We start from the raw sequence: 15687 nt of genomic DNA on the forward strand, positions 1-15687 counted from the left end.
ACTCGATGAACAAGGAGAAGTTCGACGACTACATCGCGCGCTTCAACGCGCGCGACGACTCGGCGTTCGACGACTACCTGCACCCGGATCTGCACGTGCAGAACGGAACCCTGGAGTACTGGGGCGTGCAGGCGATGAAGGATCATTACGCCGGCATCTGGGACACGTTCACGGAGGAGCTGTTTCCGAGCGACTTCATCGCTTCGGAGACGAACGCCGCGATCCGCATGAAGACCCGGTTCGTCGCGCAGCGCGACAACGCGGCGTCGCTGTTCGGTCCCGTGGCCAAGGGCGACCGATTCGAGTTCCTCGGCGTCATCTCCTACCGGATCGCGCCCGATGGCCGGTTCTCCGACATCCTCGTGGCGGCCGCGTCGTTCCGCGCCGTTCGAGCGGACGGCACGGCCGCCGAGCTCGGCACTCCCCACTGAGCCGCCGCTGATCGACGAAGAAGCCCGGCCCCGAGAGGGGCCGGGCTTCTTCGTCGATCACTTGCCCCAGGACTCAAGGAACAGCGCCCGGTAGTCGACGCTGCCCTCGTACGGGCCCGACTCCGGGAGGTTGCGTGCCGCGTCCACCACCTGGATGGACTGACCGATGAACGCCGGGGCCTGTCCGTTTCGCACGCGGATCGCGGTGTCGACCGATCCCCAGCCTTGCCAGCCGTTGCCCATGGCCACCGTGGCGGTGATTCCGGGCTGGCCGTTGCGAATCATGTCGATGGCGCCGTCGCCCCCGAAGCCACCGATGACGGTGAGTTGGTCCGCGAAGCCGGCCTGGCTCACCGCCGCTGCCAGCCCGGTCTCGAGGTAAGAGTCCGTCGGCACGATGAGGCTGTTCGCATCCGGGTTGTCCAGCAGAGCGCTGGTGACCTTCTGCAGGTAGGAGTTGTTCGCCGTCTCGGGATCGGAGACGTCGATCACGGCGAGCACCTCACCGCCGAGCTCGGCGGTGTGCTCCTCGAACGCCTCGGTGATCCACGGCCCCCAGGCGTTCGTCGTGGAGTTGATGACGATTGCCTTCACGTCGCCGTCGTTCTTGCCGTACACGTAGTCCGCCATCAGCTCCCCGAAGACATGGAAGAAGCTGCTCTGCATGTCGGGGAGCCAGAGGCGCTCACTGTCCCACACCTGGGGATCGCAGTCGTCGACGCCGCCGCCGCCCACGATCGTGACACCGGCGGCCTTCGCCTCCGCGAACGCCGCTGCAGCAGCGCCGCAGCTGATGCCGATCGGGACGAGGACGTCGGCACCGCCGGCGATCGCCTGTCGGATCGCCGTGGCGAAGCCTTCTGGGTTGAGCTTGCCGTCGACGATCTGCCCGGACCAGCCGGCTGCCTCGGCGGCCTCCACGACGGCGACCGACGGGAGGTGGCAGCTCGCCAGCTGCTCACCGCACGACATGACGTAGAGTTTGAGCCCCTCCTCCGGGCTGGTCGGCTCGAGATCCTCGAGGGTAGAACCGATGCCGGTGTATGCGCGCTCGAGCGCTTCCTGGGCCTCGACGCTCGCGACGGCGTCGTCCGCACCGGGAGCGTCCGCCTCCTCGGTGCTGCATGCGGCGAGAGCCAGCGATGCGACGGCGAGTGCCGCGATGGATGCCGTGAACCTGCGTGCGATCACAGTGGGTTGCCTCCTGAGTAGGCGGCGACGTCGTCCCTCCGGGCTGGCAACGCCGCCGCACGTGCGCTTCATCGCGCGCGCGTGATCAGTCAATCTGTCCCGGGTGAGACCGGCCAGTGCACGAAGACGATAAGACCTATCGTCGCCGGGGGTGTGGCCACGGGTGAAGCTTTGAGACCGAGAGGAGGGAAGCCCGTCGTCTCCGCGCCGGGCTTCCCTCCTCGTTCAGGCCTCTACGATCCCTGGCGCTTGCGCCTGCCCAGGTACGTCGACAGACTGACCGCGGTCAGCAGGGCCAGGCCGTTGAAGACCGACGACGCCCAGCCGCTGGCGCCGGAGAGCGCGAGGCCGCTGACCGCCACCGAGACGAAGATCGCGCCGATCACGGTGCCGGCAACGTTGAAGAAGCCGGGCCGGATCGCGGTCGCGCCGAGGAACACGGCGGCCAGCGCCGGGAACAGCAGAGCGTTGCCGTCCGAGGCGCCCGCGCTTCCCATGCGGGCGAGCTGAAGCACACCCGCTCCGCCCGCGATCGTGCCGGCGATGATGAAGCTCCACCACACGTTCTTCGTGACCGGCACGCCGACGAGCTTCGCGGCCGTGGCACTGGAGCCGATCGCATACAGCGAGCGCCCGAACGGCGTGTGCGTGAAGAAGTACCACGCGACCGCTGCGACAGCGAGCGTGATGAAGAACACGACCGGCAGGCCGAACCAGCGCGTCGAGCCGAACACGAAGATCGCCGGGTCGATCCCGCTGATAATGGTCTGACCTCCGGTGTACCAGATCGTGATGCCGCCGAGCAGCATGCCCATACCCAGTGTCGTGACGAACGGACTCATCCCAAGACGGGTGACGAGGAAGCCGTTCACCGTGCCGATGAGGGTTCCGACCAGGATGGGGATGATGATCGCGAGGGGCAGGGGGAGCCCCCAGTGCGCCATGAGTCCCGCACACAGGACTTGGGCGACGGCGGCGGTGGCGCCGAGGGAGAAGTCGAAGTAGCCGCAGACCAGGGGGAACAGTGCGGCGATGGCCACGAGCGCGACGACGGCCTGGCTTCCCAGGATCACGTTGAGGTTGTTGACCGTGGGGAAGGCCGACGAGGACGGGGGGAAGAATGCGAAGAACGCGAACACCAGCACGGTGAGCAGCGGCATCGCGTAGCGCTCAAGCAGCTTCAGCGCGGAGGGTGTGCGCTGAACGGGGATCGACACGGTCGCCGTGGACGCGGTGCTTCCGTTGGTGGTGGTCTGGGGGCTGTTGGTCATGCGTTCGGCTCCGTCTTGTCAGCGGGGTCGGCGGGGGAGGTGGGGCGTTCGCGCAGGACCAGCCGGTTCAGGCCGTCCACGTCGAGTTCTCCGGCCTGCACCTCGGCGGTGATCTTGCCGCGCGAGAGCACGAGCGTCCGGTCGGCCAGGGCGTTGATCTCGGAAAGGTCGCTCGAGGCGACGATCACGGCGCAGCCGCGGGACGCCGCCTCACGGATGAGCGCATAGATGTCGGCGCGGCTCATGACGTCCACACCCTGTGTCGGCTCATCCAGCAGCAGCACCCGCGGTGCCCGGTTCAGCCATCGCGCGATGATGGTCTTCTGCTGATTGCCTCCCGACATCGACGACAGCAGCGCGTCGGGTCCGGCCGTCTTGATCCCGAACTCCGCGATCAGCCTGCGAGCGGCGTCTCGCTCGCGCTTCCGCGGCATCCACCCGCCGGACCAGTTCTCTTTGAGCCGGGCCACCGAGATGTTCTCGCTCACGGACTGGTCCGCGAACGCCGCCTCCCGCGCACGGTCCTCCGGAACGAGGGCGACACCGGCCGCGACCGCCTGACTGACGCATGACGGCGCGTAGCGCTTCCCCTCGAGGGTCATGTCGCCGGAGGACGGCGCGAACTCGCCGAAAAGTGTCTTGAGCACCGAGGATCGACCGGACCCGACCAGCCCCGTCAGCCCCAGGATCTCGCCGTGATGGACGTCGAAGCTCACCCCCTTCACGGGACCCGAGCGCAGGTTCTTCACGCTCAGCACCACCTCGGTGCGGGCATGCGACGCCTGGCCCGTAGGGCGCAGCGCGGCGACCGAGCGGCCGGCCATGAGCTCGATGAGCTGCTCCTCGCTCGGTGCGGCGTCGACGAGAGCTCCCGCCACGCGTCCGTCGCGGTAGACCGTGAAGTCGTGCGCGACGGAGAGCACCTCGCGCAGGCGGTGGCTCACGATGATCACGGTCTGCCCGGCCTCGGCTCGGCGCCGCACCTGATCCAGGAGCAGCTCGGATTCGTGGGCGGCGAGGCGCGCGGTGGGCTCGTCGAGGACGAGGATGCGCTCCTGACCGCTCGTCTGGCCCTGGAGCGCGCGAGCGATGGCGACCATCGTCTGGTCCGACGGCCGAAGCGTGTTGATGGGCTGGGACGGATCCAGCTTCAACTCGTACTCCTCGAGCAGCGCTCGCACGTGGTGTCGTAGCGCGCGCCAGTCGATGCCCCCGCCGCGACGCGGATAGCCGCTGTCGAGGGCGAAGTTCTCCTCGATGGAGAGCTCGTTGAACAGTCCGAGGTCCTGATGGACGAACCGCAATCCTGCGTCCTGCGCGGTCGTCGGACTGTAGTGCGAGAGATCGTAGGCGCGCCCGAAGATCTCGAGCTCGCCGGCGTCGGCGGTGTAGACGCCGGCGAGGATCTTGATCGTCGTGCTTTTCCCGGACCCGTTTCCGCCGAGGAGCGCGTGGACCGTGCCCCGGCGCACTGCCAACGACGCCTTGTTCAGGGCACGCGTGCCGGCGAAGTCCTTGTCCAAGTCCCGCAGACGCAATGCGAGGGAGCCCGCGGGGACGGCGGCAGCCGCCCCCGCGGGCGAGGTCACGGAGGTCACTTGCCCCACGCCTCGAGGAACTTCGACTTCCAGTCGATGCTGCCGTCGTACGGTCCCGACTCCGGCAGGTTGCGATCCTGGTCGACGACCTGGATCGACTGGCCGATGTAGGCCGGATCCTGGCCATTGAGGATCCGAATAGCGGTATCGATCGAGCCCCAGGCCTCCCAGACCTGCGCGACACCCACCGTGGCGGTGATCCCGGGCTGGCCTTCGCGGATCATGTCGATCGCCCCCTCCGAGCCCCAGACACCGATGACGGTCAGCTGGTCGGCGTATCCCGCCTGCGTGATCGCAGCAGCCAGGCCCGTGGTGAGCATCCCATCCGTGGGGACGGTGAGAGTGTTGACCTCGGGGTTTGCCAGGAGCGCGCTCGTGACCTTCTGCAGATACGAGCCGTCCGCGATCTCGGGGTCGGACACGTCGATGACCTCGACCACCTCGCCGCCGCCGAGCTCCTCGAGTCGGCCCTCGAATGCCTCGGTGATCCACCCGCCCCACACGTTCGTGCTCTGGTTGAGGACGATCGCCTTGACGTCGCCGTCGCTCTTGCCGAAGGCGTACTCCGCCTTCACATGGCCGATCGTGTGGAAGATCGTCGGCGCTACGGGGTTCTCCAACCAAAGCCGCTCCGAGTCCCAGACCTTCGGGTCGCAGTCGTCCACTCCGCCGCCGCCCACGATGGTCACGCCGGCGGCCTTCGCCTCCGCGAAGGCAGACGCTGCTGCACCGCAGCCGATGCCAACAGGGACGAGCACATCGGCGCCGCCCGCGATGGCCTGGCGGATCGCCGTCGCGAAGCCCTCGGGATTGAGCCTGCCGTCGACGATCTGCGCGTTCCAGCCGGCCGAGCGCGCGGCGTCGACCATTGCCGCGGCGGGCGTGCTGCACGTCGGGACCTGCTCGCCGCAGGACATCACGTAGAAGTTGACTCCCTCCGGCGGAGTGGCGGGCTCGAGGTCCTCGAGCGTCGATCCGACGCCCTCGTACGCCCGATCGAGCGCCGCCTGCGCTTCGTCGCTGATCTCGACAGCGGGGGTGGAATCGTCATTCGCCGCGGCTGGCGGCTCGTCGCTGCTGCAGCCAGCGAGCGTGAGCGCTGTCAGGGCGAGTGCTGCCACGGTCGCCGTGAACCTCGGGTTGATCACAGTTGCCTCCTGGTGTCGGCGGCAGTGTCCACACCATCAGGGTGGCTACGCTGCCGCACGGGTGCCGCACGGCACCCCTGCCGGTAGTCAACTTGGCTTGGGCCTACCATGACCACATCCACCCGGCGATAGAAGCCATCGTGAACCGGGATGGCCTGGCTTCGACAGCGGCTCGCCGCTCAGCCGGGAGGAGTGAGCAGCAGCATCCGGCACAGCGCGGGGACGCGCTCATCCAGGTCATCGGGGCCGAGGGCGCCGGTCGCGCGGAACTCGGCCCCGAACGCGACGTCCCAGGATACGGCTTCGAACGACATCGCGAACGCCGAGCGTACGGCCGCCGCCCGGTCGGGGTGAGGGAAATCCGCGGCGCGATCGAGCAAACGCGCCGTGAACGCGTCGGACATCGCCTCGACAGCCCGCGCTCCGCTCGCGCGCAGCGTGGGGTCCACCGCGGCCCGGAGGATCGCGGCGCGCACGATCGGAGCATGCCGGCGAAAGTGCGCGAAGAGCAATTGCACGGCGCGCTCCACCAGAACGGCCGTCGGTAGCTCATCCCACTCACGCGCCGGGGCGAACATCGCGCGGACCTCGTCGAGCAGGCCAGCCATGGCGTGGTCATGCACGGCGAGCACGAGAGCGTCCTTGTCGCGGAACCGAGTGTAGACGGCACCGGCCGAGACACCGGAGCGGCGGCACACCTCGGCGATCGTAAACCCGTCGTAGCCGTTCTCTGCGAACACCGCGCGCCCGGCATCGAGGATGCGCTGAAGCGTGAGGTGCGATCGCGCCTGGCGAGGGGGTCGCAGCCCCGGGCTGGTTGCCATGCGGAAGAGTCTGTCACTCGACGCGAAGCATGCCTGGTATCGCCGACACCGATTTCAGAATGTGCGTTCTGATTCTACTCTCGGCGTGAATCCACGTGGACGAAGGAGACCGCACATGACGTTGCTGTACGCGCACGGATCGGCGCAGAGCCTCGACTCGATGATCAAGGAGGCCGGCGGCGCGCTGAACCTCCTCCGAGCGCACAAGTACGACCGCCCGGACGCGCCGCCGAAGTTCCGGCCGCAGCAGATCATCCCGGTGATCCCGGGAGAGTTCTCGCTGTGGGAGCGGGAGACGCGCGCCTGGCGCGAGGGAGTGGCGCTTTTCGACCAAACGCATCATATGGACGGCCTGCTGCTCGCCGGCCCCGACGCGCCTCAGCTGCTGGGTGAGGTGTCCGCGAACGATCTCAGCGCCTTCGGCCCGGGCACGGCCAAGCAGATCATCGCCGTGAACGATCGCGGTGACCTGATCGGCGACGCGATCGTCTTCCATCTCGAGCAGGGCAGGTACGCGATCTACGGTGCCGGGTTCGTGCAGAACTGGATCGCGTTCCACGCGGAGACCGGAGCGTATGACGTCGAGATCTCCGCGGACGAGAAGGCACCGGTGTATCCCAACGGGTTCGCGAACGAGCGTCCGGACTTCCGCTATCAGATCCAGGGTCCGCTTGCCGGTCCGCTGATCGAGAAGCTGAACGGCGGCCCGATCGGCGACGTGAAGTTCTTCCACATGACCGAGATCACCATCGCGGGCCAGCGGTGTCGCGCGTTGCGCCACGGCATGGCGGGCGTTCTCGGGCTGGAGATCTGGGGGCCGTATGAGCACCGGGTCGCCGTGCGAGAGGCGATCGTGGAGGCGGGGCGCGAGTTCGGGCTGTGCCTGGTCGGCGGCGCGGCCTACCTGATCGGCGCCATCGAGTCCGGCTGGTATCAGGCGGTCCTCCCGGGCGTCTACGCGGGGGAGAGCACCCGGGCGTTCCGAGAGTGGATGCCCGGAAACTACAACGAGGGCATGGTGCGCCTGAGCGGGAGCTTCGCCAGTGAACGAGTCGAGGACTACTACCGCACCCCGTATGACGTGGGCTATGGCAAGCTCGTGCACTTCGACCACGACTTCATCGGCCGGGATGCCCTTGTAGCCCGGCGAGAGGAGCCTTCCCTGCGCAAGGTCACGCTCCGGTGGAACACCGAGGACGCTGCCGCGGTTTTCGCGGACATGCTCACACCCGGGGGGCGGGACGTCCGCTTCCTGCACCTGCCGGTGATGTGCGACAAGATGGACAAGCACTACGATCGCCTGACCCTCGACGGCCGCGATGTGGGGAATTCCGCGTACACGGCCTATACCGCCAATGAACGGTCGGTCCTCTCGATGGCACTCGTCGACGACAGCGTCCAGATCGGCGACGAGGTGGTGATCCACTGGGGCGAGGCGGGCGGCGGCTACGGCCCGCACATGGTGCCGTCCACCGAGATCGTTCCGATCCGTGCGGTGGTGAGTCCCGCGCCGTACTCGCGGGTTGCGCGCGAAGACTATCGCGTGGCGGCGCTGCAGTCCTGATGTCGGACTTCTGTCGCTAGCGAGGTGGCCGCGGGTCCGCCGGTTCGGGGATAGGGGGAGGAGCGGAAGCTGATTCGAAGCAGCCCCGCCCCGCTTCCTTCCCGCCGGGCGCTGCGACCGCCTCGCTGCTTGTGCGCACCGTGATCACGCCGACGTGAGGTCGGCATCCCGAAGCCGTGCGGCATCGATGGATGGGGGAGCGCCGAACTGGCGACGGTATTCGCGGCTGAACTGAGACGCGCTCTCATACCCGACGGCATACGCGGCACCGGCGATGTCGCTCGGGTCGGCGAGAAGACGCACCCTCGCCTCCTGAAGACGCAGTTGCTTCTGATACTGGATCGGACTGAGCGCGGTGATCGCGTGGAAGCTGCGGTGAAACGCCGAAGGGCTCATGCGGGCCAGCCGTGCGAGGTCATCGACCCGGAACGGATCCGCGTAGTGCTCGCGGATCCATCGCACGGCGTGCCCGACGCGGCTCAGCCTGCTATCGGCGAGACCGAGCTGGCGCACCATGGGGCCGAGCGGCCCGGTGAGTGCCAGCCAATGCAGCTCGCGCTCGATCAGCGCCCCCAGCGCGGCACAGTCCTGCGGCCGCTCGATGAGGCGCACCATCCGGCCGACGGCGTCGATCACATCGGCCGAGGCGTCCGCGACGGCGATGCCCGAGGGGACGGGGCCGCGCGGTGGCGGTGGGCTCTGTAAGAGGAGGTCGGCGATGATCGCGGGACGCAGGGTCATGGCGAACCCGAGGGCCGGCTTGCGAGGGCTGACATCGAAGAAGTGACCCGTGACGGGCACCTCGACCGACGTGACCAGGCACTGCCCCGCACCGTACTCGAACAATCGATCGCCGACCGCCATGCGCTTCGAGCCGCGGGCCATGAGGACGAACGATGTCCCGGTCACCGATCCCTCCGGTGGGCCTTCGCTCTCGACTCGGGAGGCGACGATGCCGTCGATGATCGTGGTCTCTGAGCCGGCGAGCCGGTCGATGAGGCGGCACACGTCTCCCAGGTCCATTCCACGATTGAAGCAGGGCGAACGGTGCGCGTCCATCGCGATTCGGTCGCTCAGAGCAGGATCGAGCAAGGCTCCGCGACGATCCGTCTAGGCCACGCCCGAGCCTGGTGCTGTGCTGGAAGCACCAGGAAACACGAGGAGGACGCAGATGGATGTTTCGGTGATCATTGGCGGCAGTGCGGGGATCGGGCAAGCAGCGGCCGTCGAGATCGCGCGGCGTGGCGCGGCAGTGATCGTGACCTACCGCAGTCACCCTGAGGGCGCCGCGGAGGTCGTCACCCAGATCGAGCAGCAGGGGGGCCGAGCCGCGGCCCTTGCCCTCGACGTCGCGGACGTGGCGTCGTTCCCGGTGTTCCGAGAGCGCGTCTCGGAAGTGCTCGCCGGATGGGGTGAGGAGCGGATCACGTCGCTCGTCAACAACGCCGGCGTCGGAGCGGCCACCACGATCGAGGACGCGACCGAGGAGTTCTGGGACCGGTTGCACCGCATCCTGCTCAAGGCACCCTTCTTCCTGACCAAAGAGCTTCTGCCGCTCATCGCGGACGGCGGCGCGATCGTGAACACGACCAGCACCTCCACCCACTCGACCGGACTCTCCGTCGGCTACTCGGTCTACGGAGCGATGAAGGGCGGACTCGTGGTGCTGACCCGCTATTTGGCCAAGGAACTCGCTCCTCGCGGCATCCGCGTCAACTCGGTCTCGCCCGGCGTGACACGCACCCGGCTCGGCGACGACGCGTTCACACGCTTCCCCGAGATCATCCCCGACCTCGCGGCGCGCGTCGCGCTGGGGCGGATCGGGGAGCCGGAGGACGTCGGCAAGGTCATCGCGTTCCTCACGTCGAGGGACGCCGGCTGGATCACCGGCCAGGACATCGAAGCCTCCGGTGGGCACGACCTGTGACCGGTCGGCTGGATCCACCTGTGGCGCCAGCTCGAGCGGCCGGAACAGGGTCACACCTCGACCCGGTCGTCTTGAGCGAGCAGGGGCCGTGTCAGTCCCGGGGCCTTCGCTCTACCCGCACCCGTCCGTCCACTCCACGGCCGGGAGGTTTCCGACGGAGACCCGCGTGACGACGCCGTCGCGAACGTAAATCACGATTGCGCGGTCGTCGCCGTCGTCGAGGATGTACTCGGTTGCGACCTCGGGTTCGTCGAAGGCTGGACGTGTCTGTGCGTCCGGGTAGGCAGCTTGGACGCTTTCCTCGGTGGCGCCTAGGCCGATGCCTTCGGCGGTTGTGGCGCGTACTTCAGCGGCGATCCCCGTGTGCGCCGAGGTGCCGACGCTCACAACGTCGACCGTGTCCGGTCGTTCGCCCGCGTTCTCCGCGACGAGGGTGACACCGTCGTAGATCGTTCCGGTGTCATACCAGCCGCCGGCGGCGCAGACGCCGAGGCCGGGTGCCTCGAAGACCTCACCGGTGAACGGGCCCCAGGACGCGGCTTCCTCCCATGTGGTCTCGTCAACGATGATCGGGCCTATGCCGTCGAAGCTGATCGGCCACGAGGGGAGCCGCGAGCTGACGGCGAGCTTCACCGCCTGCTCGCTGTCGAGCTCGGTGGCCATGCCGACCACCAACTCGGTGAAGAGGGCGGGAACCGCGCCCAACAGTCCCAGCACAAGCTTCGCCCCGTGGTCCAGGCCGGGGAGCGTGGCGAAGCAGTCGAGGACCGTTGTGAAGACGCGCTCGGCGTTCTGCCCATCGGCGCTCGACATATCGGCGCCGGTCTCGACGGTTCCGGCGAGGCAGTCGTACTTGCCGGCGCCGTCCAGGGTGACGCTGTCGTCGACGATGATGTCGAGGAGCGTGAGCAGCACCGACCCGATCAGCATGCCGAGGTCCTGTTGCGCCTCGAAGAGCTCGGGTGGTTCGTGCACATCGAAGGTGAAACGGGCGGCGGTGCCCCCGCCGAAAACGACGCCGCCTTCTGCCGTGGGCACGTACTCGCTCGCGAGGGCGTGCAGCACCCCGTCGCCATCCGTGCCCGGGAGAGTCTCGCCGACTACGGCGGGGGAGGACTTCGCACGGTAAGGCGAGGACGTGGCCGCGTAGAGGTCCACGGTGATCTCCTGTCCGTCTGCGGAGATGCACGGCCAGATGGGGCCGGCGGCGAGCATCAAGTACTCGAGTCCACTCGGCGCAGTCGCGGTTCTCTCGAAGCACGGGGGCGGCGGGAGGTCCGCGTCGAGCGCGTGAGCGACGAACGCGGCCACTTCTTCGAGCAGGTGGCCGATATCGACCTGGGCCGGCCAGAACCAGGACAGGTGTTCGGCGGTGGCGGTGACGGTGTTGCCCTCGCGGACCGTTTCGACCAGATCGACGGCCCCGCCCTCGGATCGAGACAGCATGACAAGAGTGCTGTCGGTCGACCACTCCTCCTCCGAGATCGCTGTTTCGTCGATATCGAATGTCAACGTGATCGGCTCTTCCGGCTGCAGACCGTCACCGAGGCGCACCTTCACTCCCTGGGCGAGGGCGTTCAGCGGGATGTCGACGCCGGACTCGAGCGCAGCATCGCTCTTCTCGAGCGTCACAAGGGTGCCCTCGGGCGCGACCCCCGGGCCGCCAGTGACGCTCACCCCTTCCAGGACGGCTTCGAAACCGTCAGGCCCGACGGTCGCCGTGGCGACCTGCGGCGACGCCGTACATGCTGTGAGGCTGGCCAGGAGGGCAGCGCCGAGTGCGAGTGCGGAAATGACTGCGCGCAAGGAAGCTCCGTTCGGGGACACGCGACGGGCAGAGCAGCGTCCCCCTTGAAAATCTCGCACACGCCGGGCTCCCGCTGCAACGGTTCAGGCAGAGGATGCCGGAGCCCTCTGCCGGCGGTTGCGGCCGCCGCGGCGTTCACCCCGCGACCCTGCCGACACGATCCGGGCACGACGGTAACCTGCCCGAAACGTCACTATGCGGATAGTGAAATACGCCGGAAATAGCGTGAGCCGGGTCACCGATCCGGAAGGACCCCATGAAGATCCCCCAACGGCACTCACGCGCGTGCGCCCTCCTCGGGGCGGCGGCCGTCGCCGCTTCCCTCGCCCTCGTGGCCCCACCGGCCGCAGCAGTCACGACCGTCACGAGCGGGGGAGGGGCGCAGTGGCAGATCCACGACGCCGAGCGCCCCTCCCTCGACACCGGCAGCATCCGAGCGCTCGCCGGATCGCGCGTGGACGGCTTTGGCAACCTCTTCGTCCGCACCGGTGACCCGGCCGTGCGCATGGACGGCGAGATGGCTCGTGGCTTCGGTCTGACCCAGGCCGAGGGCGGCTACATCTCCACCCAGTCCGTGGCATACGGCGATGCCGCGCTGACGCGGCGTATCGATGTCGCGGACGATGCCGATCTGCTCAGGTTCTTCGACAGCATCACGAACACGGGCGAGGAGAGCATCTCGGTGGAGGTGTCCTTCGGAGGTGCACTCGGCTACGGCAGCGGCAACGAGCAGGGCACGATCCGCGCTTCGTCGGAGGCCGGTCCGTCCTGGGACGTCGTGGCCCAGCCCGGAGCCGGGCAGCGCCCGATCGGCACGCTGGTCGGCGAGTACGACCGGCTGGGCAACCAGGAGCGGAACCCGTTCGAGACCCCGTACGTGCCCGAGGGGCAGGAGGCCAACTTCTACGGATACGTGCACGTGGTGGACGTTCCCGCGGGTGAATCCCGATCGCTCCTTCACTTCGTCGCGACAGAGGCGGCGGGCGAGGGTGCCGTGGCCGCGGTGGCCGAAGACCTCGCCGCGCTCGCGGCCGCGCCCGACCTCGGCGGACTCTCGCTGGACGAAGTCTGCTCCATCAGCAACTGGGAGCTGGGCGACGGGGCGTGCGCCGATGTCATCCGGCTCGACGTGCCCGGCGTGCCCGCGGCTCCGCCGGCGGTCACCACGTCCGGGTACGACGTCGTCGACAAGACGATCGCCGACCTCCAGGCCGACATGACCGCGGGGGTCACGACCTCCGTGGAGATCACGCAGGCCTACCTCGACCGCATCGCGGCGTACGACGGCGGCCAGTTCGGCTTCCACTCCTTCATCGCCGTCGCCGACGACGCCCTCGCGCAGGCACGCGCGGCGGACGAGGCGCGCGCCGCGGGCGAGACCGGCGAGCTGCTCGGCATCCCGATCGGCATCAAGGACGTCTACGACACGGTCGACATGCCCACCACGGGCGGCTCCAAGGCCCTGGAGGGGTGGTTCCCGGCTCAGGACGCGACGCAGGTCGCGCTGCTCCGCGACGCGGGCGCGGTGATCCTGGGCAAGACGAACACCTCGGAGTTTGCGTACTCGGGCGGCTACAGCGAGAGCGGCTACATGCAGACGTGGAACGCGCTGTACCCCTCGAAGACGTCGTTCGGGTCGAGCGGCGGCTCGGCCGTCGCGGTCGCGGCCGACCTGGCGGCAGCGGCGATGGGATCGCAGACCGGTGTCTCGCTCTACGCTCCCGCGACCGGGGCGAGCGTGGCGACGTTCCGCGGGACCGACGGCATGGCCTCCGTCGCGGGCGTGATGCCGCTCACGTGGGGCCAGGACTACGCGGGGCCGATCGCGAAGAGCGTCACCGATCTCGCGATGATCCTGAACGCCACCACCGGCACGGACGAGCGCGACATCCTGACGGTCGACGCCGACGAGCACCGCCCGGAGGACTGGACCGTCCTGCTCGAGGAAGGCGCCCTCGAGGGCGCGCGGGTCGGATATCTCCCCGGTTCGTTCTCCTCGTCGTGGGCCGACGACGACACGGGAGCGGCCGCGCTGGCGCGCCTGTCCGAGTTGGAGGCCGCGGGCGCGTCGCTGGTGCGGATCGACGCTCCGGCCCCCTCGCTCGGGCGTGCGCCGGGCGGTAACCGCGGCGACGAGGGCTGGGCCCGCTACATCGCGGACAACCCCGGATTCCCGTTCGCGTCCGGCGCGCAGCTGGCGGCGGATGAGCGGGTGCTGCCCTACAACACCCGCGCGAACCGCGCCGCGACGCCCATGACCGAGGAGCAGGTCAGGGCCTGGATCGACTACCGCGCCGCAAGCCGGGAGATCTACGCCCAGTGGATGGCGGAGAACGGCGTCGACGTGCTGGTGTACCCGGGCTTCATCAGCGACGTGTTCAACAACGACGGCAACACCAACCAGCACACCGCCGACCGTGCCACGGGTGTTCCGACGTCGAACGCGGGCCTGCCGACCGTCGTCGTGCCCGTCGGCGTCAACGGCCACGGTTACTCGATGTCGCTGCAGCTCGTGGGCACCGCCTGGTCGGACGCCGAGGTGCTGGCGATGGGCTACGCCCTCGAGCAGCAGGCCGACGCGCGCATGCGCACGGCCTTCGCACCGGCCCTCCCCGTCGGCGACCCGGGCGAGCAGCCCACGGAGCCGGAGCAGCCGGGCGAGCCGGAGCAGCCGGGCGAGCCGGAGCAGCCGGGGATCCCGGATGAGCCCGCCGAGCCGGAGCAGCCGAGCGAGCCGGAACGACCGGATGACGGCACGGCACCGTCGGGCGTGACGGAGGACAGCCTCCTCGAATCGCTCCGCGGCCTCATCTCGCTTCCGACGAACGTCGTCGCCGGTGAGGATGTCGACGTGGTCGTGCCCATGGCGGAGCCGGGCGCCGAGCTCGACGGCTACCTCTTCTCCGAGCCGACCGAACTCGGAGCGGGCGTCGTGTCGGGCGCGGGAGTCGTGGTGTACACGATCCCGGCCGACACCCCGGCGGGCGAGCACCGCCTCGCGGTGGCGACCACCGACGGCGACGTCATCGGCTGGGACTACCTGACGGTCGTCGCGCCCGCGGCAGCCGCTGGTGACGATTCCGCGCTCGGCGTCACGGGCGGCACGGTCTCGCTGCTCCTCGTCGGCGTCGCCCTCGCAGCCCTCGCCACGGGCGGGACGCTCCTGGTGATCCGTCGCCGCGCACAGCGGCCGGCCGAGGTCGGCTGAGGCACACCTCCGGGACGGGGCGGCTCTTCGCCGTCCCGTCCCGGGCGTGCTCCGTCGAGGACGGCGCGGTCTCGCGGGCGCTCAGAGGGCCGGGCGGTCCGCCTTGCCGCGCAACAGCGCGACCGCGAGCAGCAGGAGATACGCGCCGACGGGGATCCCACCGCCGAGCTGAGAGCCGAGGAGCGTGAGCACCGGCAGGATGATGAGCGGCCAGGCGAGCGACGCGCGCAGGCGCTTGGCGCGCAGCAGTGAGACGGCCAGGGCGATCGAGCCGATGAACCACAGCGCGTTGGCGGTGAGGGCCACGGCCGGGAAGAAGTCGAGGTCGATGCCGTTCGCGGCGCTCGTGATCGTGCCGACCGTGAGCAGGACGTTCCCCGTCGACGCGACCCATGCCGGCCAGCGGCTGCCGGCGCGGCGCGTGAGCGCCAGGTAGATCACGGGGAGCGACCAGAGGATGAGCGTGAACAGCACGAGCAGCACGCGGGTACGCGGATCGATGGCGGGATCCTCGTCCTGGGGGAAGACGAGCTGCGACGTGCCCATGACGATGGAGAACACGCCGGCGAGCACGGCGGCCCAAGCCGCGAAGCGGTCGGACGGTCCACGGCCGACGTGAGCGGCGGCGGGCGCCGGGCGGGCGGAGCGGGTGGTGGTCATGATGAGGGAACCTCTCGGTCGAGTGAGTGAGCCCGGGATCGGGTGTCTCCGACGCTAG

Annotated in this window: 12 protein-coding genes; 4 read left to right on the forward strand and 8 right to left on the reverse strand. The window is 69.0% G+C overall.

The genetic code is table 11. The features are described 5' to 3' along the window. Positions 1 to 5 precede the first annotated feature (5 nt). Positions 6 to 431, forward strand: coding sequence for a nuclear transport factor 2 family protein (locus IEX37_RS00335; protein WP_188754256.1), 426 nt, complete (start codon positions 6 to 8; stop codon positions 429 to 431). A gap of 57 nt (positions 432 to 488) precedes the next feature. Here IEX37_RS00335 and IEX37_RS00340 read toward each other — a convergent pair whose 3' ends face one another. The 5 genes from IEX37_RS00340 to IEX37_RS00360 all read right to left on the reverse strand — a co-directional run bounded on the left by IEX37_RS00340 (position 489) and on the right by IEX37_RS00360 (position 6463). After that, complete coding sequence (locus IEX37_RS00340; RefSeq protein ID WP_188754257.1) at positions 489 to 1622, reverse strand: sugar ABC transporter substrate-binding protein; 1134 nt, start codon at positions 1620 to 1622, stop codon at positions 489 to 491. A 233-nt stretch (positions 1623 to 1855) separates the two neighbouring features. After that, positions 1856 to 2893, reverse strand: coding sequence for an ABC transporter permease (locus tag IEX37_RS00345; RefSeq protein WP_188754258.1), 1038 nt, complete (start codon positions 2891 to 2893; stop codon positions 1856 to 1858). Further along, complete coding sequence (locus tag IEX37_RS00350) at positions 2890 to 4491, reverse strand: sugar ABC transporter ATP-binding protein (protein WP_188754259.1); 1602 nt, start codon at positions 4489 to 4491, stop codon at positions 2890 to 2892. The genes IEX37_RS00345 and IEX37_RS00350 overlap by 4 nt, the downstream gene beginning before the upstream one ends. Then, positions 4488 to 5639: a sugar ABC transporter substrate-binding protein gene (locus IEX37_RS00355; protein WP_188754260.1), complete on the reverse strand. Its 1152-nt coding sequence runs from the start codon at positions 5637 to 5639 to the stop codon at positions 4488 to 4490. Before IEX37_RS00355 ends, IEX37_RS00350 begins: the two co-directional genes overlap by 4 nt. A 179-nt stretch (positions 5640 to 5818) precedes the next feature. Then, positions 5819 to 6463: a TetR family transcriptional regulator gene (locus IEX37_RS00360; protein ID WP_188754261.1), complete on the reverse strand. Its 645-nt coding sequence runs from the start codon at positions 6461 to 6463 to the stop codon at positions 5819 to 5821. A gap of 115 nt (positions 6464 to 6578) precedes the next feature. Here IEX37_RS00360 and IEX37_RS00365 point away from each other — a divergent pair, with 115 nt between their 5' ends. After that, complete coding sequence (locus tag IEX37_RS00365; protein ID WP_188754262.1) at positions 6579 to 8027, forward strand: aminomethyl transferase family protein; 1449 nt, start codon at positions 6579 to 6581, stop codon at positions 8025 to 8027. 144 nt (positions 8028 to 8171) lie between these two features. Here the strand turns inward: IEX37_RS00365 and IEX37_RS00370 are convergent, their stop codons facing one another. Further along, on the reverse strand, positions 8172 to 9050 hold the full coding sequence (locus IEX37_RS00370) for an AraC family transcriptional regulator (RefSeq protein ID WP_188754263.1): 879 nt from the start codon (positions 9048 to 9050) through the stop codon (positions 8172 to 8174). 148 nt (positions 9051 to 9198) lie between these two features. Here IEX37_RS00370 and IEX37_RS00375 point away from each other — a divergent pair, with 148 nt between their 5' ends. Continuing rightward, entirely contained in the window at positions 9199 to 9954 is a 756-nt protein-coding gene (locus IEX37_RS00375; protein WP_188754264.1) for an SDR family NAD(P)-dependent oxidoreductase, read from the forward strand. Between the two features lie 111 nt (positions 9955 to 10065). Here the strand turns inward: IEX37_RS00375 and IEX37_RS00380 are convergent, their stop codons facing one another. Continuing rightward, positions 10066 to 11760, reverse strand: coding sequence for a hypothetical protein (locus tag IEX37_RS00380; RefSeq protein ID WP_188754265.1), 1695 nt, complete (start codon positions 11758 to 11760; stop codon positions 10066 to 10068). Between the two features lie 257 nt (positions 11761 to 12017). Here IEX37_RS00380 and IEX37_RS00385 point away from each other — a divergent pair, with 257 nt between their 5' ends. Beyond that, positions 12018 to 14969: an amidase gene (locus IEX37_RS00385; RefSeq protein ID WP_188754266.1), complete on the forward strand. Its 2952-nt coding sequence runs from the start codon at positions 12018 to 12020 to the stop codon at positions 14967 to 14969. Between the two features lie 81 nt (positions 14970 to 15050). On the opposite strand, the gene IEX37_RS00390 is transcribed toward IEX37_RS00385, so the two are convergent. Then, positions 15051 to 15629 carry a hypothetical protein gene (locus IEX37_RS00390; RefSeq protein WP_188754267.1) on the reverse strand — a complete coding sequence of 193 codons (579 nt, stop codon included), beginning with the start codon at positions 15627 to 15629 and terminating at the stop codon, positions 15051 to 15053. Positions 15630 to 15687 lie beyond the last annotated feature (58 nt).

Origin of the sequence: Microbacterium album (assembly GCF_014643695.1) — a bacterium.
Classification (GTDB): domain Bacteria; phylum Actinomycetota; class Actinomycetes; order Actinomycetales; family Microbacteriaceae; genus Microbacterium; species Microbacterium album.

Excerpts from the sequence above, each read along its gene's own strand:
- IEX37_RS00390 (WP_188754267.1), bottom strand. The coding sequence starts at position 15,629 with ATGACCACCACCCGCTCCGCCCGCCCGGCGCCCGCCGCCGCTCACGTC.
- IEX37_RS00370 (WP_188754263.1), bottom strand. The coding sequence starts at position 9,050 with ATGGACCTGGGAGACGTGTGCCGCCTCATCGACCGGCTCGCCGGCTCA.
- IEX37_RS00385 (WP_188754266.1), top strand. The coding sequence starts at position 12,018 with ATGAAGATCCCCCAACGGCACTCACGCGCGTGCGCCCTCCTCGGGGCG.
- IEX37_RS00345 (WP_188754258.1), bottom strand. The coding sequence starts at position 2,893 with ATGACCAACAGCCCCCAGACCACCACCAACGGAAGCACCGCGTCCACG.
- IEX37_RS00335 (WP_188754256.1), top strand. The coding sequence starts at position 6 with ATGAACAAGGAGAAGTTCGACGACTACATCGCGCGCTTCAACGCGCGC.
- IEX37_RS00365 (WP_188754262.1), top strand. The coding sequence starts at position 6,579 with ATGACGTTGCTGTACGCGCACGGATCGGCGCAGAGCCTCGACTCGATG.
- IEX37_RS00360 (WP_188754261.1), bottom strand. The coding sequence starts at position 6,463 with ATGGCAACCAGCCCGGGGCTGCGACCCCCTCGCCAGGCGCGATCGCAC.
- IEX37_RS00375 (WP_188754264.1), top strand. The coding sequence starts at position 9,199 with ATGGATGTTTCGGTGATCATTGGCGGCAGTGCGGGGATCGGGCAAGCA.